The following is a 24,296-nucleotide window of genomic DNA, read 5'->3' on the forward strand; positions in this document are numbered from 1 at the left end:
AAAGACCAGATTAAGTTTGTAAACAACAAACTCAATCACCCAATATATAACTTACCATAAGGTCTGTGCGATTTTGGCTTTATGCGCACAAAATCAGTACCAAGAATCTCATCTTCTTTCTCATCAAATTCCTGACAAAACGTGCGTACATACTTTTCAATTATCTTTCTATCTTCAGCATCCGCATCTTCTACAATCAGGTTATCAGCCAACTGATATTCTGGCACATGGCCACGCACGTAGATAACACCTCCATGCATACCAGTAGCCAGACTACGACCGGCTATAGGTGTATCTTTATGCTGACTAAAAAGGCCCAGGAGAATTATCACCCCCCCGGCCATGTATTCGCCAAGAAAATCACCGGCTTTGCCACCTATAACTATAATCGGCAGCTTATCCTTGTAGGCCTTCATATGAATGCCTACCCTGTAACCAACATCTCCATGAATATGGACCTGGCCACCACGCATGGCATAACCCAAAACATCTCCGGCCATGCCCGTACAGCTGACAAAGCCATCGTCCATGGTATTGGCAAGTCCGTCCTGGGCATTACCCTCAATGCGCATATACGGGCCACGCATAAACGCAGCCGTATCCTGGCCAGCTACTCCGTGAATCAGAAATTTAAGTTCGCCCTCCAGCGCTGTGCCAATATATCTTTGCCCACTTACATTTAAGAGTTCAAACTCCTTTACACCCTCTTTCACAGCCTGCCTGATGCGCTCATTCAGGTCTCTATAATATAGTCCTTTGGCATCAATGACTAGTTTTGACTTCATCTTTATTCCTCAACCTCCACGATAACAGGTTCTCCAGCTTTTGGGGCCCATAACTTATCTGGATCCGGACATACACTTCTTATGGAACAATCTTCACTGGCCATATAGACTAACTCATCTTTTTCAGCCACGATCAAAGGCCTGAGCTTTATTCGGTCATTTAAGCCGGTTAAACTTTTACCGTCAGAATATAGTATAGCAAAGGGGCCATTGAGCAGGGCTGAACCATAAACCATCCTTAGTGCAGTGTAAGCTGCTTTCTCTTCCTCATCCATACGTTCGATTTCGTCCCAGAACGGAGGCGCAAAGACTTTTGAGGCCATTTTTTTACTCAGGCCGTGTTTTCGGATAAGGAGGTCCAATAAATAAGCAACGACTTCCGTATCGGTCATCAGGGTACACTCGTAGTCGTGCTGGCATAAGTAGCGCTTATTTATACCGTAAGAAGAAATCTCACCATTATGCACTATGGACCAGTCCAGGAGAGTAAAAGGATGGGCTCCGCCCCACCATCCAGGGGTGTTGGTGGGAAAACGGTTGTGAGCAGTCCAGATATAACCTTTATATTCGTCCAGGCGGAAGAATTCACCAATATCTTCGGGAAATCCTACTCCTTTAAAAGCTCCCATATTTTTGCCACTGGAAAAGATATACGCTCCAGGGACCTTTTTATTCACCAACATTACTACTGAAACAACATAGTCATTTTCACTCAAATGTACCCAGGCTGGCCTGTCTATTCGCACCTGCACAAAAAAACGCCACAAGACAGGCGGATTAATTACACCCAAGGTCTTGCGTACTGGTATGGGTTCAGAAAGATGAATGACAAAATATTTTCTAATAATATCCTCGGCTCTCTCCAAAGCAGCCTGGTCATCACACATCAAATGCAATGCATATTTGTCAGCTAACTCCGGGTAAATACCATATGCGGCAAAACCGCCACCAAGACCATTACCACGGTCATGCTGTACAGCGATGGCATCAATAGCCACATTTCCTGGCAAGGTTTTTTTGTGCCTATGAATTACACCAAAGAGACCGCATCCTGAAATATCTTTTTCGCGTAAATATTCCTTCGTCGCAAAAATCTTTCTCTTATACTCTGTAATGGACAAACAGGGATTATTCATGAACTAAATCTCCTTTACTTAGCGTAGTCTGGCCTGCGGATTCCACTTTTGCTGGAAAATACCTTCTGGCCACTCAAGGGGCGTGGGTTCATTGTTCTGTAAATGAAACTTTATTTTTTGAGTCACAGGAATCTGAAGTCGTATGTATCCTGTATATCGCCCCGCTTTGTCCACATCACCAACTAAAACACATCCAACCAATTTATCGTCTTTAAACACCAACTTGCGGTAAACTTCCTTTTCTTCATCAACAAAGGTGAGCACTTCATAGCCCTGTTCCTCTGGAGGGTTGGCAATACCAACAGAGATGGTTGGTAACCCGTAAAAACCAATGGAATTCATGGCCAGACCACCTGCATATTCTCTATCTACTCCAGCCATATTCTGTCCGGCTATAAATCCTTGTGCATAAGCATTGGGCCAAATAGGAGTGACTCTGGGCTCTTTCCATAAAAAATCCAGGGCTTCCGCCACATCACCGGCAGCGTAAACATCCGGGGCACTGGTCATTAACTTCTCATCCACCACAATCCCACGGTTTACGTTTATTCCTGCTTCCTTGGCCAAGGATACATTGGGCACGACACCAATGGCGATAACCACGGCATCAGCTTCCAAAAACTCACCGTCCTGAAGAAGAACTCCCTTTACCCGACCATCTGTTTCTCGCTTGATCTCCTTGGCCGTAGTATTGCAAAAAATATTAAAACCTAACTTCTTTAGCCGGTTTGCTACGATATTTCCTGCCACATCATCAAAGGCCGCGCTTAAAATCCTGGGAGCCAGTTCAACAATGCTCACCTCAACTCCCCGGTCAAAGAGACTCTCAGCAGCTTTTAAACCAATCAGTCCACCGCCAATGACCACAACCCTTTTCAGTTTCTTACAAATCCCATCCAGAGTTTGGGCATGCTCGAGCGTAGTGAAAAAATAAATATCCTGACCATCAGCACCCGGAATAGGTGGACAAAAAGGCGCCCCCCCCGTAGCAAGGAGTAGTTTGTCAAAATCTATCTTCTCTTCATTTTCCAGGTAAATAGTTTTCTTCTCCGGATCAACGCGCGAAACTCTTTGGCCCAGCTTCAAATCTACTTTATTATCCTGGTAAAAAGAGTCGTCTCTTAAATTGACACGTTCACCAGTAACTTTACCGGCCAAAAAGTAAGAAATAAGAGGTCGTCCATATGTCTTAAATTCTTCTTCTGATATAACAGTGATTGGACCTTCAGGATCTACCCGGCGAATACCCTCAATGGCTCCAATTGAAGCCACACCATTGCCCACTATAACATATTTCATATTTAACACCCCGGATAAGTTCTATTTTTCTGCAAATTCCAGAGCCTCGTTTGGACAGGCCGCAACACAGGCTGGGACATCTCTGCCTGGACACAAATCGCATTTGACGATCTTTTCTTTGATGGGATGACGTTTAATAGCCCCAAAAGAACAGGCCATAAGACATGACCAGCATCCTACGCATTGCTCTTCATCATAGACTACCCGTCCACTTTCCTTATCTTTGGTCAGGGCTCCTGAAATACACGCCTGCACGCAAGCAGGCTCGTCACAATGCCGACAGCTCAAGGAGGCCGAGATCCAGCCTGCATGGTCAACTGTATTGCGCGGGATCAAACCCTGTGCCTGCTCGTCCCGGAAAGCAATAATCAAATCTTTACTTTGAGAATGCCCTGTCATACAGGCCAGCTCACAAATATGGCAGCCTATGCAAACTTCTGGATTTACGTATACGCGCTTCATTTACTACCTTCCTGCTGGTTTTACACCTAAGATATCCAGTTCAACCTGATTAAGGCCCACTGCCCTTAATTTTTCTCTGTTTCCACGCAGGCTTTCAATGGAATTTAAGCCCATACCACCTAACATTTCCTCAATCTCATGGCCCCATCCCCGGACCAGATTGATTAATTTCTTGGTCGCAATTTCAGGGTTCTGCCTTCTGGCTAATGCTGGAACGTTGGTTGCAATTCCCCACGGGCACTTTCCAGTATAACAACGCTGACACATGGTACAGCCTACGGCTATCAAGGCTGCCGAACCAATATAGACAGCGTCAGCCCCCAGTGCGATAGCCTTGACTACATCAGCACTGCATCTGATTCCGCCAGCAACCACCAAAGAAGCATGGTTGCGGATGCCTTCATCCCTGAGTCTTTGATCGACAGAAGCCAGGGCCATTTCAATTGGAATACCTACATTATCGCGAATCATTGTCGGTGCTGCCCCGGTTCCGCCTCTAAACCCGTCAATGGCCACAATATCCGCACCAGCCCGAACAATGCCCGAAGCAATAGCTGCGGAATTATGCACAGCAGCAATCTTAACCGAAACAGGAAGACGGTATTCTGTGGCCTCTTTCAATGCATAAATAAGCTGACGCAAATCCTCGATGGAATAAATATCATGATGCGGGGCCGGTGAAAGGGCGTCTGAACCCTCTGGAATCATCCTGGTCATGGATACTCCAGGGCCAATCTTTTCCCCTGGCAAATGGCCGCCAATACCAGGCTTTGCTCCCTGACCGATTTTAATTTCAATACCAGCACCGGCATTCAAGTAGTCCCTGTGGACCCCAAACCGGCCTGATGCCACCTGAACTATGGTGTTGGGCCCATACTGATATAAATCAGGGTGCAACCCACCCTCGCCAGTATTGTAAACAATGCCCAATTCTGTGGCCGCTCTGGCCATGGCTATATGCAGGTTAAAATTAATTGAGCCATAGGACATGGCCGAGAACATGATTGGGTAATTGAGCTTGATCTGCGGACTCAGCTTGGTTTTCAGACTAACTTTGCCCTCGCTGCTCTCTTCAAACTCGAGCTTATCCGGTTTGGAACCCAAGTAGGTCCTCAACTCCATGGGCTCACGCAAAGGGTCAATGGAAGGGTTGGTTACCTGGCTGGCATCCAGGAGAAGATGATCCCAAAAGATAGGATAAGGTGCAGGATTGCCCATGGCAGCCAGTAATACACCACCTGAGTCGGCCTGCTTGTAGATATTTTTTAAAAACCAGGGTTTCCAGAGAGAGTTTTCTCTGAATTCTGATCTGTTCCGCCTAATGGTCAGGGCCCCTGTAGGACAAAAGGCCTCACAGCGATGACACCCAACACACTTGGTATTGTCATGCATGACCTTCTGCCTGTTTTCATCCCAAAAATGAGCCAGATAAGAACATTGCCGTTCACACACCCGGCAGTTAATACAGAGTTCCTTATCGCGCTCAATTACAAAATCGTAGTAGTTCTGATTAATTGGCTTGTTAATCAAGGCACTTCTCCCCGAGATTATTTTCTTCGTAATTCCGTAATTCGCGGTTCCTTATTCAGCGACTCCCGCCAGTCACTTGGTCTTTGTCTTGCCATTTGCATTCTTTCTTGATTTGTAGCAGGCGATCCCTTTATAAAAAATTTTTCCAAAAAGCAAATCCCTGGGTAAAATTTATTTGATCTCACCTACAGGGAGACCTTATTTTTAGTTATGTATTCAAAATTTTTAAATTTTAGACAAGTTCAAGCATACTTGAAACAGCTTGGCCTATTTCGGATGGATCTGGGACTTGACCGGGTAGAAACCGGACTTCAGGCCTTGAACCTGACTCATCACCATCCACCCGTGGTGCACATAGTGGGCACCAATGGCAAGGGTTCCACCGCAATTTTTTTAGATTTCCTGGCACGAGAATACGGGTTAAAAACAGGACTTTTTACCTCCCCGCACATGTTGACTGTCAGAGAAAGGATAAAGATAAATAGCCGATTTCTATCAACTTCTGAGTGGGTGAATCTAGCCAACAAGGTTTTAACCAACTGCTCAAACATCGCCCTAACCTACTTTGAATTTTTAACCCTTGTGGCAAGTCTGGCCTTTACCCGGGAAAAAGTTGACCTGGCAATTTTCGAGGCTGGCCTGGGAGGAACTTATGATTCAACTAATATCTTTGAATCTATACTGACTGTTTTAACCTCCATCGACCAAGACCATATAGATGTCCTCGGCCAGAGCCTGGAGGAAATAGCCAAGGATAAAGCCGGGGCCATAAAAAGTGCAAGTGTTGTAAGCGCCCCCCAGAAACAAGAAGCCCTCAAGGCAATCAAACAAAGGGTAAAAGAAAAAGACGTCTCCTTCTTTTACGTCCCTTCCTTTTTTGACCACGATGAAAAAATCACCTTTAACAAGGCCCCCTATCTGGAATTCACTTCGGAGGATCTGGGATTAAAAGGAGAGTTTCAGACAATTAATGCCCAAACAGCTATTCTGGCCTGGTGGGTTTTGTGTCAAGAAAATAATTGGCCGTTTGATGATAAAAAAATAAAAAAAGCCTTAAAAAAAGCCTTCTTGTCCGGCCGGATGCAGCTCGTGAATAAAAAACCTCAAGTCATCCTGGATGCAGCCCACAATCCAGCGGGCCTTATCTCTTTAAAAAACTCCCTGACCAAAATAAACAAACTGCCGCGGACAATCATCTTCACCTGTCTTAAAGACAAACAAACAGATAAAATGTTTGACCTTATCAACTCTTTCAAGGCGCGGGTTATTGTACCGGAACTTCAAAATAACCCCCGGTCCTTATCTAAAAAAGAAATAAAAAAATATTTGAAACAGAATATGGACTTTAGCCCCAACGTAGGCCAGGCTCTTGACCTGGCACTGACCATGCCCGGACCAATACTTATTTGCGGTTCAATTTATCTTCTGGCAGAAGTGTTTACGATTAAACCTGATTGGTTTAATAAGTCGCTTTGGTAAAAATCAAGGCAAAGGGATAAAAACCAAATAAGCGAAACAAATTTTTTAGAACCTAACACATAAAACTTAACTAAACAAACCCAAAGAACAAAATGAACACAAAAAACCTATTCAAGCATCTTCCTTCTGTGGATGCAATTTTAAATGCCATAAGTAGCGAAAAGATAGTCGCCAATCTTCCCAGGCCACTTGTCCGGGATCTTGTCAATGATTTTTTGAATCTGTGCCGGGAAGAGATCCGCAGCCAGATCATTACCAATGGCGAGCAGTTGAAGCTAGAAAATTTGAAGCCAAAAATCATGGCCTATATCCGAGCCCACAGCCGCCCCCATTTTCGCCGGGTAATTAATGGCACCGGGGTGGTTATTCATACCAATCTGGGACGTTCCATCCTGGCCGAATCAGCCATTGAGGCAGTTGTCCATGCCTGCAGGCATTATTCCAATCTGGAATTTTCCTTAAAGACCGGTAAACGGGGCAGCCGTTACAGCCATGTAGAAGAGCTTTTGTGCCGCCTGACCGGGGCCGAAGCCGGTCTTGTAGTAAACAATAATGCCTCGGCTGTACTCATTATCCTGGACACCCTGGCCAAAGGCAAGGAGGTAATCGTTTCACGCGGGCAACTGGTGGAAATCGGAGGATCTTTTCGTATCCCAGAGGTCATGGCCAAAAGCGGAGCCATCTTGCGCGAAGTCGGGGCGACCAACAGAACCCACCTGCGCGACTATGAAAAGGCCATTGGCCCGGAAACGGCGGCCTTGCTTAAAGTGCATACATCCAACTACCGCATCATCGGCTTTCACAAGGAAGTGCAATTAAAAGAATTGGTTGCCTTAGGCCAAAAATACGGGTTACCTGTTCTGGAGGATATGGGCAGCGGTAACCTCTTTGATTTTTCTGCTTCTGGCTATTCCTTTATGCATGAGCCCACTGTTCAGCAGGTGATCAAGGCAGGTGTTTCGGTAGTCTCTTTTAGCGGAGACAAACTTCTGGGCGGGCCCCAGGCCGGAATTATCCTCGGTCAAAAAGAAGTCATTGATAAAATCAAGAAAAATCCCATGAACCGTGCCGTGCGCATAGATAAAATGACCCTAGCAGCTTTAGAAGCTACTTTGCGCCTGTATCTGGACATGGACCTGGCCCGGGAAAAGATACCCACAGTAAACATGATTACTTTATCTGAACAGGAACTTAAGCAAAAAGCCCGGAGACTAAAAAACAGGCTGGCCCGACGCCTAAAAGACCATCTGGAATTGAAACTTATTCCCAATCACTCCAGGGTCGGGGGCGGAGCTTTTCCAGAGCAGGACTTGCCTACGACTCTTGTGGCCATAAGGCCCAGACAAATGAGTATCGAAGACTTAAAAAACAGACTCCTGCACACAGAACCACCCTTGGTGGGCAGACTGGAGGATGATTATTTTTGCCTGGATCCGCGAACCATTGCCCTCTCAGAATATAACCTGGTCTGCGAGGCCATTGAACAGGCGGTCGTGGGTGGATGAGTAAATGGGTAAATGAGTAAATGGGTAAATGAGTAAATGGGGGATGGGTGGATGGGTAAATGGGGGATGGGAAACTAAATACAGACCGGTGTAGCTAATGCGAGACGAGTGAGGGTAAAAGCTAGACGGGATTAACTAAGAACCATATTTCAAGGAGCAAGCAATGCAAAAAGGCGAATTTAAGGGGCTGGTGCGAAAAAGGATATTAGTAACCGGAGGAGCAGGATTTATCGGCTCGCATTTATGTCAGAAACTTCTGGAACTTGGGGCCGAAGTTCTTTGTTGCGACAATTATTTTACCGGCCAAAAAGACCATATTCGCCAACTGCAGGATCATCCCAGGTTTGAACTCTTGCGTCACGACATTACCTTTCCACTATATGTAGAAGTGGATGAAATCTACAACCTGGCCTGCCCGGCATCGCCCATCCACTATCAATTCGACCCTGTACAGACCACAAAGACCTGTGTTCACGGAAGCATCAACATGCTGGGGCTGGCTAAAAGGGTTAAGGCAAAAATCTTTCAGGCCTCTACCAGCGAAGTCTATGGTGACCCGGAAGTACATCCGCAAACCGAGGACTACTGGGGACGGGTAAATCCCATTGGCCCCAGGTCATGCTATGACGAAGGCAAAAGATGTGCCGAGACCCTGTTTTTTGACTACCACCGCCAGCATGGGGTGGAGATCAAGGTAGCCAGGATTTTTAACACTTACGGCCCGAATATGCACCCCAATGACGGGCGGGTAGTAAGCAATTTTATTATCCAGGCCCTGCAAAATCTACCCATTACTGTCTACGGAAAAGGTGAACAGACCCGCTCTTTTTGCTATGTGGACGACCTTGTTGATGGTATCCTGAGGCTTATGCATACACCCAAGGACTTTACCGGCCCTGTCAATCTGGGTAACCCGGCAGAGATCACTATCATGGAACTGGCGGAAAAGATTATTCATCTTACAGGCTCCAAGTCGGAAATCATTTTTAAACCACTTCCTGTTAATGACCCGCAAAAAAGAAAACCGGACATTACTCTTGCCAAGAAAGCTCTTTCCTGGGAACCTAAAATCCCCCTGGAAGAGGGGCTGAAAAAAACCATTGCCTACTTTGAAAACCTTTTGAGGAGGAAAAATGGATCTTGAATTTGAACCTAAAAACTGCTGGCAGGTCTTTGACACCCCGGAACATTTAAGCCAGATGGAACAACTGGCCAAAGAGTATGTGCATTTTTTATCTGCCTGCAAAACAGAAAGAGAAACCATAGACTTTGTCCGCTCTGAAGGTTTAAAATATGGCTTTAAAGAAGACTTTGCACAGGACAAAGTCTTTAAGATCCATCGCGACAAAACTATCTTTTTAGCCCGCAAAGGAAAGCAACCCCTGGCCAATGGCGTCCGTCTTTTGGGCGCACACGCCGATTCCCCCAGATTGGATCTGAAACAGCGGCCATTATATGAAGAGTGCCAGGTAGCACTGGCCAAAACCCACTATTATGGCGGCATCCGCAAACATCAGTGGCTGGCCAGGCCTTTGGCACTGCACGGCGTGGTTATAAAAACCGACGGGACAAAAATAGATATTGTTCTGGGCGAAGACCCTGGTGACCCGGTTTTTACCATAGCGGATCTTTTACCCCATCTGGCCCATAAACAAGTAACGAAAAAAGTTACCGAAGCGTTTGAGGCTGAAAAACTGAATGTAATCTTGGGCCATAGCCCGGCACTGGAAGAAGAGAAGTTGGGAAGTGTGGAAGAAACTGAGGAAGCAGGACATAAAAGTAAAGGGAAAAATCTCGTCAAACAAAAAATCATCAAGCTGCTGCATCAAAAATTTGGACTGATAGAAGAAGACCTGTACTCGGCAGAACTCATGGCCGTACCTGCCGGTCCCGCCAGGTTTGTTGGCCTGGATGAGGCCTTAATCGGCGGTTACGGGCAGGATGACCGCGTCTGCGTATTTACAGGCTTAAAAGCCTTCCTGGCACAAGAAGAGCCGGAGTACACTCAGGTACTCATCTTCTGGGACAAAGAGGAAATAGGTTCAGATGGTTCCACAGGAGCCAAGTCTTTATTTTTAGAGTACTGCTTTGAAGACCTGATTGAGTCCTGGGAGCCGAAAACCAATTTACGGACACTGTTTCAAAACACCAAGGCCATTTCAGCTGATGTACATGCGGCCTTGGACCCGGATTATCAAGACGTGCATGAAAAGCTCAATGCATCTCTTCTGGGGCATGGACCGGTTTTTTGTAAATTTACCGGACACAGGGGTAAATACGGAGCCAACGATGCCCATGCCGAATATGTGGCCTGGCTGAGAAATATTCTCAATAAAGCAGGGATTCCCTGGCAAATGGCCGAACTGGGCAAAGTGGACATTGGCGGGGGAGGCACCGTGGCCAAATTTCTGGCCATCTATGGTCTGGATATCATTGACTTTGGTCCCGGAGTACTGGCCATGCACAGCCCGTTTGAGATTACCAGCAAAGCCGACATCTATGCCACCTATCTGGCTTATAAAGAATTCTTTCAGGCAAAATAATAAAACAAGGGCGCCAGGCGTTCAGAGCCGCCAGCGCCCTTACCAACTCAACATGAACTTCCATGACAAAAGATTTTGTCATCCGCGTGCATGAAAAATCCTAATATCGAAATTCGCATTCCGAGACAACTTCGAATGACCAAAATCCAGAACTTCTTCTTCCAGTTCGAGACACAACTCAAGTTAATATTTTTGTCATTTGGTAATTTGAAAATTTAAAGTTGTTTCGAATTTATAAATTTTCACGGTAATATGAACATCCAGGCCCTGTTCTTCATTTTCATCTCAGCCCTTTTTCACATGGGCTGGAACCTCTGCGTCAAAAACAGTCCTCAAAAACAAATATTCATCTGGTGGATGTTCGTCACCACTTTAATACTTTTTCTTCCCCTGGCCCTATGGCACTTGCCAATATGGAAAACCATGCCTCTTTCCTCTGTGTTTGCCTGTTTAGGAGCCAGCCTGATGTACTCTTTTTACCAGCTATGTACTGGCAAGGCATATCAAAAGGGAGAATTGTCCCTGGTCTATCCTTTAACCAATCTTACGCCCCTGTTTGTTCCCATCTGGGCAAGCTGGTTCCTGGGGGAATACTTAAGTCTTTCCGGAATAACAGGCATCTTTCTAACAACCTTTGGAGCTATCCTGCTCCAGTGGGAACGAAAGAGCACCTCTTCTTCAAAACAGGTAAAAAAAGACAAAAAACCTGTTTTCTGGGCCCTTGCAGCCAGTCTCTTTGCATCTATTGGGTCAGTATTTGATAAAGCAGGAGTAGATAGACTGTCCGCTCCTCTTGTCTATCCTTACATCACTTTAATGATCTTTTTTATGCTCTCTTTTTTAAGTATCGTCGTATGGAAAAAATCTTCTTCTACTGCAATGTTAGCCGAAATAAAAAAACTTCCCGGGCAGATATTTTTAGGAGGAGTATTCCTTGCAGGCTCAGTGCTATTTTTCCGTTACGGAATGAAAGTCTGTCCTATCAGCTATGCCGTTGCCCTGCGCAAAGCCGGTATTGTCTTGAGCGTCTGGCTGGGTGCAATAATCTACAGAGAATCCCAGATCGCACTGCGCACAGTGGCATCCGTAATTATTGTCGTGGGGATACTTTTGCTGAGGATGTAAGAGAGAAAAACGGCGAGTCGGAGACGGGGTGAAACGGAGAAAAATAATCACTCCCTCCCCGCTTCTCCCCTTGCCTTTCTCACCCTTTCATAAATTTACTCCCCTAAAACATACATAAAAATAAGTGGGGCCACGATAGAAGCATCAGAGTTGATCATAAACCGCGGGGTATCTGTATCCAGTTTATGCCAGGTAATTTTTTCATTGGGCACGGCCCCGGAGTACGAACCGTATGAGGTAGTACTGTCACCTATCTGGGCAAAGTAGGCCCAGTAGGGAGTATCCTTCTTCTTCACATCCTGAATGAGCATGGGTACCACGCATATGGCAAAATCGCCGGCAATACCTCCACCGATCTGGAAAAAGCCCACTGGAGCGCCATCCTCGACCTGCTTTTGATACCATTCGGCCAGGTGCTCCATTTGCTCGGTGCCGGTTCGCACGCCGTGGTGGCTGGGAATCTTGCCTCTCATCACATCAGCGCAATAGACATTGCCCAGAGTGGAGTCCTCAAAGCCAGGGGTATAGATCGGTATCCCCTTTTCCATGGCCGCATAGACCCAGGAGTGCTCAGGCGGAATCTGAAAATATCTTTCAATGCCTGGGGTTTTCAGCAATTCATACATAAACTCCCAGGGAAATTTCGGCTTGCCTTTAGCAGCGGCCTCACGCCAATTATCCAGTAAAATCTTTTCAATATGTATCATAACTGATTCCGGGATGCAGGTGTCAGTGACCCGGTTAAAGCCCTGGTCTCGAAGTTCTCGTTCCTGCTCAGGAGTCAAATCCCTGTAATGGGGCACCATTTTATACTCTTTATTACTGAAAAGATTAAAAATATCTTCTTCCAAGTTGGCCGCGGTAGCGGAAATAGCATGGACTTTGTCCTCCCGGATCATCCTGGCCAGAGAGATGCCAATCTCTGCTGTACTCATTGCTCCGGCCATAGCCAAAAGCATGCGCCCGCCCTTGTCCAGAAGCTCGCGCCAGGCCCTGGCCGCTTCCAGGGTTTCGCGGGCATTGAAGTGTTTGAAATTCTCTTCCATAAAAGCGCTTATAGTTGTCATATCTACTCCTTGTTATTTGATAGTAGTAGTTTGATAGGTTGTTGAGCATAAGTTTATAATTTAGTGATCCGTAGCCTTGTTTTCAGAGCAAAAATCACTTTCCGGCGATTAGCTGAGAGTATAACAGGAATCAAGTCTTGAATGGCTGTTTTTGAGTCTATGGCAAACCCCATTTTGACGGGTGCATCCGATGGCTGTACTTGGGTTGAGTAGGTGAGTATAGGATTTTCAAGAACCCTGCCGCCCATAAAATCCAGCAATGTACACTGGCCTGTTTATAAATCGCAGGGCTAAATGACTAAATTTACTGCTTCGCTAGTTTTTTTTATTTAACCGCAGACATACGCAAATTTTTGAGGGTATAAGCTTTAATGCTGTCTAACTTAGACTTTAAAAAGAATGTTAAATATACGAGGGATAAGGGTAAATTGTTTGATCTTCTCTTTTAGAGTTGACAACATCCTATTTAGTCGACCTTTAAAAAATATTTAAATGAAAAATAACGCAAGCCAGGTTGAGACATCTCTCTAATATTTTAATCAATATTAATTTAGATGCTACTAACCTGCATAAATATAGAAAAGCGCTTGACATCCATCTCCTAAGTTGTATGTTCAATTTTGTTGACAATTCTGGTGTTATTAAAAAGCGATAAATATCTATTCTATACTGCGAGTGCTCCGGGTTCATACGGTGGTCTCGAGTCTAAGGCTCTGGTCAAGACCCTCTATGACAAATAGATACCCCGCGCAGGCAAAAAGAGTCGAATCTCAAAGGGTCGGAAAATATCTCCGACTAGAGGACAAGGCGACAGGAGGCGCAAAAAATGAGTGGCCTAGACCCCAAAATATACGCTCTGCGGTATGCTGCCAAACATCTTCACTCGAAAAAGATCGTCGAGCACATACTGACCAATAATTTCTGGCAGACTAGCGGAAAAACTCCGGCTTACGCAGTCAGCTCCGGAGATGACGCGTCATGAGTGCCAGGAGCTTGAAACCCCACAAAATTGCCTTTATCTCCTCTTTTTTGCCGCGGCAATGCGGCATTGCCACATTCACATCGGATCTCATCGCGCATGCCTCCGGGGCGTCTGCAGGCAAGCTGGATGCGGAAATCATCGCCATGGAGGCGGCTGATCACTTCAGCTACGACGACAAGGTCAAGCTCACCATTCGCAGGGATCAGCAGAGAGACTACCTGACTGCTGCCGACTACATCAACTACAGCGGCGTCAACCTGGTAAGCCTGCAGCACGAATATGGCCTGTTCGGCGGCAAGGCGGGAAGCTACATCTGTGAACTCCTCGAGTGTCTTTCCATGCCGGTGGTTACAACCTTGCACACGGTATTGGAAAAGCCAGACCCTCAATATCGCGACGCCTTGGTCCGTATTGCAAGTGTCTCCAGCAAAATGGTGGTCATGAACCAACGCGGCATATCCATGCTGCGTGATAGCTACGGAGTGCCCGCGGACAAGATCGAGATGATCCCGCACGGCATCCCTGATCTGCCTTTTGAAGATTCCAGACCATATAAGCAGAGCCTAGGATTCAGGAACCGAAAGATCGCCCTGACCTTCGGCCTGCTAGGGCGCAACAAGGGTATCGAATGGACCATACGCGCACTTCCCGAGGTCGTTAAGCGAGATCCCTCCATCCTCTATCTTGTACTCGGGGCCACGCATCCGGAGGTAAAACGCAACGATGGCGAGGAATACCGCCTCTTTCTGCAACGGCTGGTGCATGATCTGGGCCTTGAACGCCACGTCGCATTCATTAATCGCTTCACCAACGATAATGAACTGCATCAGTTCCTGAATGCAGCCGACTATTATTTGACGCCATATTTGCACAAAGAACAGCTGACCAGCGGCACGCTGGCCTTCGCCGTCGGGATGGGCAAAGCAGTGATCTCCACCTCCTACTGGTATGCAGAGGAATTGCTGGACGACGGACGCGGCATACTGGTTCCATTCCGGGATTACGAGGCCATTGCCGCGGCCTTGATCAGCCTGATCGATAATCCGGCGGCATGTGATACTATGCGCAGGAGCGCCTTCGAGTATGGTCGTACCATGACCTGGACCAGGACCGGTACGACCTACTGGCGTTTGTTCCAGCACCTGACGGCGCCGGCGGCTCCGTCTGCAGCCCTGGATATGGAAGCCGCGCCCACGAAACGAGTGACTCTCAAGGAACTTCCCGAGCTTCGCTTGGACCACTTCCTTCGCATGTCTGACGACACCGGCATCTTCCAGCATGCCATGCACACCATCCCGGACCGTGTCCACGGCTACTGCACCGACGACAACGCCCGCGCTCTGGAGGTTATGGCCCGTTGTCATCACCAGTATCGGGATCAGGAGTCGCTCAGGCTGCTGGAAATCTATTTTGCTTTTCTCCTCCATGCCAGGAAACCAGACGGGGGTTTTCACAATTTCATGTCCTATGAGCGGGAGTTTCTCCCACCAGTCCGGTCCGAGGACGCCACTGCAAGGGCAGTCTGCGCCTTGGGAGCGCTCATCGCTCGTCCTCCAAGACCATCTCTGGCCGTCTTAGCTCAAGAGGCCTTCCTGGACGCCATGGCCATAACAGATGACTTCAGCCTACGCGGCCGGGCCTACGAGATTTCCGGTCTTGCCGATTATCTCACGGGATTTCCCGATGATGTGCGCATGCGCCGGGAAATGGGCAAGGCCGCGAACTGTCTCATGCGGGCGTACCGACAATGCGCTACCCCTGATTGGGCATGGTTTGAAGACCTGTTGACCTACGACAACGCCGCGCTGCCACATGCCCTGTTTGTTGCCTCTGAAACGCTGGGGAACAAGATTTATCGTGAAACGGCCCTCGAGTCCTGCCGCTTCCTCATCGGGGCGACCTTCACCGGCAATCACTTTTCTTTCGTAGGTTGCAATGGCTGGTATCCCAAAGGTGCGGAAAAGGCCCGCTTTGATCAGCAACCCATTGAAGCGACATCCACTGTGCGCATGTTGCGCGAGGCATTCGCGGCCACAGGGGACGTCTCCTTTATCAAGCTGATGCGCAAAGCGTTCAACTGGTTCTTTGGCCACAACGATGCGAGTGTCGCCCTGTTCGACTTCAGATCACGGGGTTGCTACGATGGCCTGACCCCGGACGGCGTCAACCTGAATCAGGGCGCGGAAAGCCTGATCAGCTACATGCTAGCGTACCTGAGCATAGAGGAAGAGCAGAACGCAGTCCCCGCCGTTAAGGCCGCAAATGTGTAACAGCGTCATCCATCAAGTCCTCCGAATTGCCCATTCTTGCAGCCGCATGACATCCTGGTGCCGGAGACGACGGCATTGCGAACATCCACTATTAAGCCCATGGACGGGCCTTTTGCGACTACATTATGAACAAATACGACAAGAGGACCACAACCAATGAAGCCAATCGTCATCATTTCCAGCTGGCCGCCGAGACTGTGCGGTATAGCCACCTTTGCCGAAGAGGCGCGTGAGTTCATCCAAAAACATAATCCTACCCGCAAAGTGCTTGTGATCTGCCATACTGACGGCTCTGGTGACGGCGTCTTTCCCCTGATTGACATGACGCGGCACGGCTGGTGGAAGCCAGTGGTGAAAAAGATCAAGGAACTTGACCCCTCTGTCGTTCACATCGAGCATGAATATGGCCTCTATGAATTTTACGACGAACACGGCGCAGGCGACACAAACGCCGGTTTTCTGGCCTTGCTTAAGGCCATCCAGGACTATCCCATCGTGGTAGAACCGCACACGGTGCATGGCCGTTTGCGCGACGCAGAGGCCAATTTCATCTTTCAGTTGTGCAAGCTCGCTGATGTGGTGATGTTCAAGTGCGCCTACCAGAAATGGCGGCTCCATTGGACCTTCGATAGCTTCGAATGGACGATGCCACGCAACATCATGATCGTGCCGCATGGCGCTCGACCCGATCGGCGCTGGCCGGTAGAAAAGGTACCTGAGCTGCGCGCCGAACTAGGGCTGGACCGAGCGTGCTGCCTCGGCCCCCACCTGGTTGGTCTGGTCGGGTGGATCCAAGCGAACAAGCGCTGGGACATCCTGATATCCATGTGGCGGGACATCGCCATTGAAATCAAGCGCTGCACCGGCGAGGAGTGGGATCTACTGGCGGCCGGCGCCATGCGCGATCCCCGTGACCTGTCGAACTACGAAAAATACAAGAGCGAGGTAGAACTGCTGGAACGCGAGGGACTGGCGCACTACTACGAGTTTGTTCCGCGCGGAGATATCTACTACAAGGTGATGGCGGTCTGCGACTTCATCGTACTGCCTTCCCAGGATGAAACACAATCCGGCACCCTGGCACGTATCATCGCCCTGAACAAGCCCTATATCACCACGGCACCGATGGAGGGGCTGACCTCACAGACACTGGAAAGTGAAGGCGGCCTCATGTTTACCACGAAGAAGATGCTGAAGGAGAAGGTCATCCGCCTGGCCTGCTCCGAGGAACTGCGCATGAAGCTTGGCAGTAACCTCCGGCGCTACCTGGATGAGGTGGTATCATGGGACGTGGTGGTCAAACAGTACAACAAGGCCTACCGCCTAGCCCGCAAGGCGAAGCGAACAGGGAAAACGCCGGAACTGCCCATGGAGTTCGAATGATGGCCGGCACGATGGCTCTCTTCCAGCGCCACCCGGATAATCCGCTCCTGACCGTGCAGGCACTGCCCTATGCGGCCAACGCCGTGTTCAATCCCGGCGTAGCCGAGGTCGACGGCGAAACCCTGCTGCTCATGCGGGTCGAAGCCCTTTGCGGCCGATCTCACCTGACCTGCGCCCGCAGCCGCGACGGTATAGGAGACTGGCGGGTGGACAGCGCCCCCGTCCTGGCCCCCGGCTCCAAGAAATATCCAGAAGAGGCCTGGGGCGTGGAGGATCCCCGCATTACATTTATCGAGGACCTGGCGGAGTGGGTAATCGCCTACACGGCCTATTCAGAATGCGGACCACTCGTGTCCCTGGCCACGACCCGGGACTTTCTTTCCTTCCGGAGGTTGGGGCCGGCACTGCCGCCGGAAAACAAAGACGCCGCGCTCTTTCCCCGACGCATTGGCGACCGCTATTGCATGCTGCATCGCCCCGCTCCAGCCATGCCTGGCGTCTCCGCACACATCTGGATTTCCTATTCTCCCGACCTGCGTTCATGGGGCGGCCACCGGCTGTTGCTGCCGGCCCGGGTTCCGGGTTTCTGGGACAGCGCCAAGATCGGCATTGCCACGCCGCCCCTGGCCACATCCGAAGGCTGGGTGATCCTCTACCACGGCGTGCGCCGCATGGGTGCGGCGTATATCTACCGTCTGGGGTTGGCGTTGCTCGATCTCGATGATCCGAGCCACGTGATCCGCCGTCTGGACAACTGGGTATTCGGCCCCGAGGCCCACTGTGAGCGGATAGGCGATACCCCCAACGTCGTCTTTCCCTGTGGATGGCTCCTCGACGGAGACGAAATCCGGCTGTACTACGGCGCCGCCGACACCTGCATAGCGCTCGCCACTGCCAGTCTTGATAAATTGCTCGCCTGCCTTCTGGACCATCCATGCAAAGGAGGCATCAGATGAGAATAGCACTGATCTCGCCCATTGCCTGGCGCACGCCGCCCAGGCATTACGGCCCATGGGAACAGGTGGTCGCCTTGCTGGCGGATGGTCTCGTGGCCAGGAGGCATGATGTCACCCTGTTCGCTACCGGTGATTCCTGCACCACCGCACGTCTGCGAACTATCTGCCCGCGTCCCTATGAGGAGGATAAATCGCTGGATCCCAAAGTGTGGGAATGCATGCATATCGCAGAAGTGTTTGAAGACGCGGATGATTTCGATATCATCCACAATCACTTTGATTTCCTGCCATTGAGCTATACTGGCTCGGTTTCCATTCCGATGGTGACAACGATTCACGGCTTTTCCTCCGAGGCCATCCTCCCGGCATACGAGCGATACAACGACAGAACAGCCTATGTATCCATCAGCAACGCAGACCGGAGCGATCGGCTCGATTATGCCGCTACCGTCTATCACGGCATTGACCTGGCGCAATTTACCTTTCAACCCGAGGCCGGAAGCTACCTGCTATTCTTCGGACGCATCCACCCGGACAAGGGCGCGGCCGAAGCGATCGCTATCGCCCGGGCGGCGGGTATGCTGCTGGTCATGGCTGGCCCTGTCCAGGATAAATCTTACTTCGCAAGCCAGATCAAACCGCATGTTGACGGCCAGACGGTCCGCTATCTGGGTGCGGTCGGTCCAGTGGAACGCAACCGGCTGCTTGGCGGCGCCTATGCCCTGTTGCACCCCATCGCCTTTGCCGAGCCATTCGGTCTCTCCGTTGTGGAGGCCATGGCCTGCGGCGCACCGGTAGTGGCCTTCGCCAAAGGTTCAATGCCGGAGTTGATCAGGGATGGAGAAACCGGATTTCTCGTCCACAGCGTAGAAGAGGCCGTGCATGCCCTCAGGCTGATTCCGGAGATTTCGCGAACAAGGTGCCGTCGGGAGGCGGAGACGCGGTTTTCCGCCGAACGCATGGTGAAGGATTATATCGCCGTCTACAAACATATAATAGCCGACCAGGAAAACATACGGCCATGGGGCTATTACGAAGTGCTCTCCGACAGGCCTGGGCACAAGGTCAAGCGCATTACCGTGTATGCTGGCAAGCGTCTGTCACTGCAACGGCACCGACGACGTTCCGAACACTGGCACATCGTGCGGGGCGCGGCCGTGGCGCAGGTGGGAGATAAGAAGCATCGCCTGGGCATGCGGGATTCCGTAGATATTCCGTGCGGCGCTGCCCATCGCATCGCCAACGTGGGCGAAGACGACATGGTATTTATCGAGGTGCAGCAAGGGGAGTATTTCGGCGAGGACGACATCGAGCGGTTAGAGGACGATTATGGCCGGACATAGACTCGTCCGCCGTCACGAGCAAAATCCAATCCTGACGCCGGATAACGTGCCTTACCCGGTGGCCACCGTGCACAACGCTGCCGTGATACGGCATAACGACCGCTACGTGATGCTGTTCCGTGCCCATTTGCGCAACGGCCATTCGGTCATTGGCATGGCAGAAAGCGGAGACGGATTCCGCTTCAAGGTCCGGCCCGAACCCTGGCTAACGCCCGCTGGTGACGGCGTATTCGGCGAATACGAGGCCTTCGGAGTGGAGGATCCTCGCATCTGTCGGATCGATGGTGCATATTACATCACCTACAGCGCCTATTCAGCGCACGGCGTGCGCATCGCACTCGCCAGAACAGAGGATTTCCAGCACGTCGAGCGCATCGCACTAATCACGCAAGCGGATTATCGCAACGTCGTCCTCTTTCCACAACGTTTTAACGGCCGCTACGCGCGTTTGGACCGGCCACACACCGACAGCACCCCCTGGTCTATCTGGATTTCCTACTCTTCCGACCTCATCCATTGGGGTGAATCACGACGGCTGATGGCGTCCTTGCCGTACCATTGGGATGAGCTAAAGATTGGGCCCGGCGCCACGCCGTTTGCCACGGACCGGGGCTGGCTGCACATCTTCCACGGTGTCTTCCAGACAATGAACGGAGCCGTCTATCGACTCGGCGCCGCCCTGCACGCCCTCCATGACCCGGCAAGGATCGTGGCGGTGACGGATGAGTGGATCCTCGAACCGGAAGAACCGTGGGAACGTTCAGGCTATGTGCCCAACGTGGTGTTCTGCTGCGGCGCAGTCCCCGAAGCAGACGGAACCGTGAAAATCTACTGGGGCGGAGCTGATACCGTAATGTGCGCCGGCAGTGCAGATATTGAGGAACTCGTGGATGCGTGTCTGCAGCGGCCACGGCCGGCACTGCCAGATAGTAATGGAAAATGACGGGAACAGGACTTTAAGAGTCTGTGGCCAAACCCCATTTTAACCGCTGATTGAAAATCTTGGTTTCTGAAATGCATTACAAATGGCTTGGGTAACCCAATCTTAGTGATGCTTGCGGAAAAACAGAGCATCGGGATGAATGGGCTAAACACTTTGCAATCTCCACCATAACTATCGATAATAAAAAGAATATTTGTTTACCCAAAGTATCCCATTATGCTCTGTCCGCAGGCAAGTTTTGAGAACAGGTCCAAGTCTTTGTACCAGCATGAAAGAAACCAAAACTGAAATAAAACTTGGAAATTAAGTTGATAAAAAGGTTCGGCCACAGGCTCTAAAAGGTTAAGTTGGCAATAAAAGCAGAAGGTCGGAGCCCAGCCATACAAATACACAGCTGGGTCAATAATATCATCTATAATCCTCTAACTTATCCCCTCAAACGACAACAGAATCCCAAAATATCATCAACATTTTAGGCATCTACAAACTAAGGTAATTTGTTGTAATAATTAACAGATTAGCTTTTTTTTGCAAAACCACTTGATTATCAACTCAAATAAAGACTAATATTTAAGTTAAGCTTTATAACGAACTTTTTATGATTTCCGCCCAGGTGAAACGAAAAAATTAAGGGTTGCATCAACCTGTAACCTTAGTTAATAATTTTGTTTTTGCTTAAAAATAAGCAATTCTTCGACTCAAAAAATAGCTTCGGCCTTCTCTGGTGAAAGGCCATGGATGGATACAAAAAATTTGCTCAAAAAAACGAAATAATAATTGTCCTGTAGCAAAGCTACCTTTGCTACAGGAATCTATTCAACATTAAACAAAATGACAATTCCTCCTGACTTTGATTTAAAAAACTATACATTTGAGCTTCCAGCAGACAAAATTGCCCAGGTACCGGCCCAAAGCAGAGAGGCCTCCAACCTGCTCATCTTAAACAGGCAAGAGAAAACTCTGCACAAAAGCGCCTTTTCCAGTATCCATAAATTTATTCCGCATGGTTCACTCCTGGTGGTGAACAATACCCAGGTTCTTCCTGCCAGACTTATTGGACGCAAAAAAACCGGGGGCAAGGTAGAATTTCTACTTTTAACTCCACTACCTTTGATAAAGGCCGAAAAAGAAGACAATGATTGGTTGAGCGCCTCAGCGGAAGGATTGCTAAAGGCATCTAAGGGCCCTCGCGTAGGTGAAGAGATCCATTTTCAAAAAGATTTAAAATTAACAGTGCTTGAACGAAAAGATTTTGGGAAATGTAGGGTAAAGCTTTTCTGGCAAGGAGACCTAGCCCAAAAATTCATTAGTTACGGCAAGATGCCGCTTCCACCTTATATCCGCCGAGATGTCAGCGAACTGGATCGATACAGGTATCAAACTATCTATAGCCGAAAGGAAAAATTAGGGTCAGTTGCAGCTCCTACAGCGGGATTACATTTTACAGAGGAAGTAAAAAATAAGCTAACAGCATGCGGAGTCCGCTGGGCTGAAATAACCTTATATGTGGGGTACGGCACATTTTCTCCAATCCGTTGTCAGGACATTCGTGAACATAAAATGCACGCAGAATACATTGAAATTCCTGAAGATACTGCCCAAAATATAGAGAGGGCCAAAAAAGAAAAAAGGCCCATAGTGGCTGTAGGCACAACCACAGTCAGGGCATTGGAGAGCATGGCCTGTCTCACGGGAGGCATCAACCCCTACCGGGGATGGACAGACCTGTTCATCAAGCCAGGCTTCAAGTTTCAGGTTATTGATCATTTAATCACCAACTTTCACCTGCCTGGCTCTTCACTTATTATTTTGGTTTCGGCCCTAGCTGGCAGAGAAAACATTTTAAGAGCCTATGAATTTGCAATAAAAAACGATTTCCGTTTTTTTTCTTACGGAGATGCAATGCTTATTCTCTAACCGTGTTCTGTTACGTCATTCTTGTGGTCCCGCCAAAGGCAGGTGAAAGAAAGCCGTCCGCTTCGCCTGAGGACCATAAAGAAGCTTGGCTCTGTTCAGAATGATGGAGAGAAAGCAGTGCAGCACCTAAGCAAAGGAGGATTTATGTCCAGAATTGAAGTACAGGATGAACGTTGCAAAGGCTGCCTCCTATGCACCTTGGTTTGCCCAAAAAAAATTATTGTCCAGTCAAGCCGTTTTAACAAACAGGGCTACAAGGTGGTCGAGGTACGTTCAGAGGATGTGACCAAATGTACTGGTTGTGGTTTTTGTGGACACATCTGTCCTGATTCGGCCATTTTAGTTTATAAACCGGCATAGAAAAGAAGTTGAGAAGCTGGGAGGTTAAAGAAGTTTGGGGAATAAGTTTGAAATCAGCGAAACGGACCCTCGTATCTTCTTAACTTCTCAACTTCCTTCCTTTAAAACACAAGGAGCCGCTTGATATGGAAAAGGAAAAAAAGATTTTTATCAAGGGGAACGAAGCCATATGCCATGGAGCTCTGGCTGCTGAATGTAGATGCTACTTTGGCTACCCCATTACACCTCAAAACGACATTCCTGAGTTTATGTCCAGAGCTTTGCCAGAGGCTGGAGGAGAATTTGTCCAGGCCGAAAGCGAAATAGCAGCGGCCAACATGCTTCTTGGTGCTGCTGCCTGCGGTGTGCGGGCCATGACCTCTTCATCCAGCCCAGGCATTTCATTGAAACAGGAAGCCATTTCTTACATGGCAGGCAGTGAGCTACCGGCAGTCATTGTCAATATGAACAGAGGCGGACCTGGTCTTGGCGATATTGGACCCTCACAGGGAGATTATTTCCAGGCTACAAAAGGAGGGGGACATGGTGATTACAGACTTTTAGTCCTTGCTCCAGGCACTGTGCAGGAAGCTTATGACCTGACTATCAAAGCCTTTGACCTGGCCTTTGCCTATCGCAATCCGGTCATGATTTTAGGAGATGCCATTCTAGGTCAAATGAAAGAGCCAATCACGCCTTGGAAACCAAGTCCTGTTGATCCCGGGGAAGGGCAAGAGTGGCGTTTGGAGGGAGCCAGGGGTAGAAAGCAGCGTATATTAAAGTCATTATATCTTGAGGACGGAGCTCTGGCCGGGCATAATCTAAACCTAAAAGAAAAATATGCCCGCATGGAAAAGGAGTGTGCCTGGGAAGAGTTTATGGCGGAAGATGCTGACTTAATTGTGGTTGCCTACGGGTCTATTGGCCGCATAGCCAAGTCCACTATTCGCAAGTTAAGGAAAGAAGGGCATAAGATTGGTCTAATCCGGCCCATCACATTGTTCCCTTTTCCCAAAAAACCTTTGCAGGAACTGGCCAGAGAAGGAAAAAGATTTTTGACAATTGAACACAATTTGGGCCAAATGGTGGAGGATGTGCGCTTAAGCATCTGCGGTCTTGCCAAGTCAGATTTTTATGGTCATCTGCCAGGCAACCTGCCCACGCCAAATGATTTCGAACAACCCATTTTACAGGCCCTGAAGAATGAAAGTTAGCAAGTTAGAACTTGGTTA

20 protein-coding genes are annotated in these 24,296 nt (G+C 48.9%); 14 read left to right on the forward strand and 6 right to left on the reverse strand.

Annotation, left to right across the window (positions count from 1 at the left end; translation table 11 throughout):
• Nucleotides 1-35 precede the first annotated feature (35 nt).
• Genes KFV02_RS06630 through KFV02_RS06650 form a run of 5 tightly spaced genes read right to left on the reverse strand, consistent with a single transcriptional unit; the run spans nt 36 to nt 5,212 of the window.
• Nucleotides 36-785, reverse strand: coding sequence for a GltB/FmdC/FwdC-like GXGXG domain-containing protein (locus tag KFV02_RS06630; RefSeq protein ID WP_252380757.1), 750 nt, complete (start codon nt 783-785; stop codon nt 36-38).
• Between the two features lie 2 nt (nt 786-787).
• Nucleotides 788-1,921 (reverse strand): class II glutamine amidotransferase, encoded by a 1,134-nt coding sequence (locus KFV02_RS06635; protein WP_289510104.1) that lies wholly within the window; start codon nt 1,919-1,921, stop codon nt 788-790.
• Between the two features lie 18 nt (nt 1,922-1,939).
• Nucleotides 1,940-3,220 (reverse strand): NAD(P)/FAD-dependent oxidoreductase, encoded by a 1,281-nt coding sequence (locus KFV02_RS06640; protein ID WP_252380758.1) that lies wholly within the window; start codon nt 3,218-3,220, stop codon nt 1,940-1,942.
• A 21-nt stretch (nt 3,221-3,241) separates the two neighbouring features.
• Nucleotides 3,242-3,682: a 4Fe-4S dicluster domain-containing protein gene (locus tag KFV02_RS06645; protein WP_252380759.1), complete on the reverse strand. Its 441-nt coding sequence runs from the start codon at nt 3,680-3,682 to the stop codon at nt 3,242-3,244.
• Between the two features lie 3 nt (nt 3,683-3,685).
• Nucleotides 3,686-5,212 carry a glutamate synthase-related protein gene (locus KFV02_RS06650; protein WP_252380760.1) on the reverse strand — a complete coding sequence of 509 codons (1,527 nt, stop codon included), beginning with the start codon at nt 5,210-5,212 and terminating at the stop codon, nt 3,686-3,688.
• A 210-nt stretch (nt 5,213-5,422) separates the two neighbouring features.
• Between KFV02_RS06650 and KFV02_RS06655 the strand changes: the two genes are divergently transcribed.
• The 5 genes from KFV02_RS06655 (at nt 5,423) to KFV02_RS06675 (ending at nt 11,864) form a co-directional block, all read left to right on the forward strand.
• Nucleotides 5,423-6,691: a bifunctional folylpolyglutamate synthase/dihydrofolate synthase gene (locus tag KFV02_RS06655; protein WP_252380761.1), complete on the forward strand. Its 1,269-nt coding sequence runs from the start codon at nt 5,423-5,425 to the stop codon at nt 6,689-6,691.
• 92 nt (nt 6,692-6,783) lie between these two features.
• The gene (gene selA / locus KFV02_RS06660) at nt 6,784-8,196 is read left to right on the forward strand and encodes an L-seryl-tRNA(Sec) selenium transferase (protein WP_252380762.1); all 1,413 of its coding nucleotides are present in this window, start codon (nt 6,784-6,786) and stop codon (nt 8,194-8,196) included.
• 163 nt (nt 8,197-8,359) lie between these two features.
• Entirely contained in the window at nt 8,360-9,340 is a 981-nt protein-coding gene (locus tag KFV02_RS06665; RefSeq protein WP_252380763.1) for a UDP-glucuronic acid decarboxylase family protein, read from the forward strand.
• Complete coding sequence (locus tag KFV02_RS06670) at nt 9,330-10,739, forward strand: aminopeptidase (protein WP_252380764.1); 1,410 nt, start codon at nt 9,330-9,332, stop codon at nt 10,737-10,739. Before KFV02_RS06665 ends, KFV02_RS06670 begins: the two co-directional genes overlap by 11 nt.
• A gap of 252 nt (nt 10,740-10,991) precedes the next feature.
• A complete protein-coding gene (locus KFV02_RS06675; protein WP_252380765.1) occupies nt 10,992-11,864 on the forward strand; it encodes an EamA family transporter in 873 nt (290 codons plus the stop codon).
• Between the two features lie 95 nt (nt 11,865-11,959).
• Here KFV02_RS06675 and KFV02_RS06680 read toward each other — a convergent pair whose 3' ends face one another.
• Nucleotides 11,960-12,931: a deoxyhypusine synthase family protein gene (locus KFV02_RS06680; RefSeq protein ID WP_252380766.1), complete on the reverse strand. Its 972-nt coding sequence runs from the start codon at nt 12,929-12,931 to the stop codon at nt 11,960-11,962.
• An 826-nt stretch (nt 12,932-13,757) separates the two neighbouring features.
• Here KFV02_RS06680 and KFV02_RS06685 point away from each other — a divergent pair.
• The 9 genes from KFV02_RS06685 to KFV02_RS06725 all read left to right on the forward strand — a co-directional run bounded on the left by KFV02_RS06685 (nt 13,758) and on the right by KFV02_RS06725 (nt 24,278).
• Nucleotides 13,758-13,913, forward strand: coding sequence for a hypothetical protein (locus KFV02_RS06685; RefSeq protein ID WP_252380767.1), 156 nt, complete (start codon nt 13,758-13,760; stop codon nt 13,911-13,913).
• Nucleotides 13,910-16,183 (forward strand): glycosyltransferase family 4 protein, encoded by a 2,274-nt coding sequence (locus KFV02_RS06690; protein ID WP_252380768.1) that lies wholly within the window; start codon nt 13,910-13,912, stop codon nt 16,181-16,183. Before KFV02_RS06685 ends, KFV02_RS06690 begins: the two co-directional genes overlap by 4 nt.
• A 156-nt stretch (nt 16,184-16,339) precedes the next feature.
• Complete coding sequence (locus KFV02_RS06695; RefSeq protein WP_252380769.1) at nt 16,340-17,566, forward strand: glycosyltransferase; 1,227 nt, start codon at nt 16,340-16,342, stop codon at nt 17,564-17,566.
• Nucleotides 17,563-18,522, forward strand: a complete 960-nt coding sequence (locus KFV02_RS06700) for a glycoside hydrolase family 130 protein (protein WP_252380770.1) — start codon at nt 17,563-17,565, stop codon at nt 18,520-18,522. The genes KFV02_RS06695 and KFV02_RS06700 overlap by 4 nt, the downstream gene beginning before the upstream one ends.
• A complete protein-coding gene (locus KFV02_RS06705; protein WP_252380771.1) occupies nt 18,519-19,865 on the forward strand; it encodes a glycosyltransferase in 1,347 nt (448 codons plus the stop codon). The genes KFV02_RS06700 and KFV02_RS06705 overlap by 4 nt, the downstream gene beginning before the upstream one ends.
• Nucleotides 19,852-20,808, forward strand: coding sequence for a glycoside hydrolase family 130 protein (locus KFV02_RS06710; protein ID WP_252380772.1), 957 nt, complete (start codon nt 19,852-19,854; stop codon nt 20,806-20,808). The genes KFV02_RS06705 and KFV02_RS06710 overlap by 14 nt, the downstream gene beginning before the upstream one ends.
• 777 nt (nt 20,809-21,585) lie before the next feature.
• Nucleotides 21,586-22,725, forward strand: a complete 1,140-nt coding sequence (queA, locus tag KFV02_RS06715) for a tRNA preQ1(34) S-adenosylmethionine ribosyltransferase-isomerase QueA (RefSeq protein WP_353617312.1) — start codon at nt 21,586-21,588, stop codon at nt 22,723-22,725.
• A 144-nt stretch (nt 22,726-22,869) separates the two neighbouring features.
• Nucleotides 22,870-23,085, forward strand: coding sequence for a 4Fe-4S dicluster domain-containing protein (locus KFV02_RS06720; protein ID WP_252380773.1), 216 nt, complete (start codon nt 22,870-22,872; stop codon nt 23,083-23,085).
• A gap of 125 nt (nt 23,086-23,210) precedes the next feature.
• Complete coding sequence (locus KFV02_RS06725) at nt 23,211-24,278, forward strand: 3-methyl-2-oxobutanoate dehydrogenase subunit VorB (protein WP_252380774.1); 1,068 nt, start codon at nt 23,211-23,213, stop codon at nt 24,276-24,278.
• Nucleotides 24,279-24,296 lie beyond the last annotated feature (18 nt).

It is taken from the genome of Desulfovulcanus ferrireducens (assembly GCF_018704065.1).
In the GTDB taxonomy this organism is placed as follows: domain Bacteria; phylum Desulfobacterota; class Desulfovibrionia; order Desulfovibrionales; family Desulfonatronovibrionaceae; genus Desulfovulcanus; species Desulfovulcanus ferrireducens.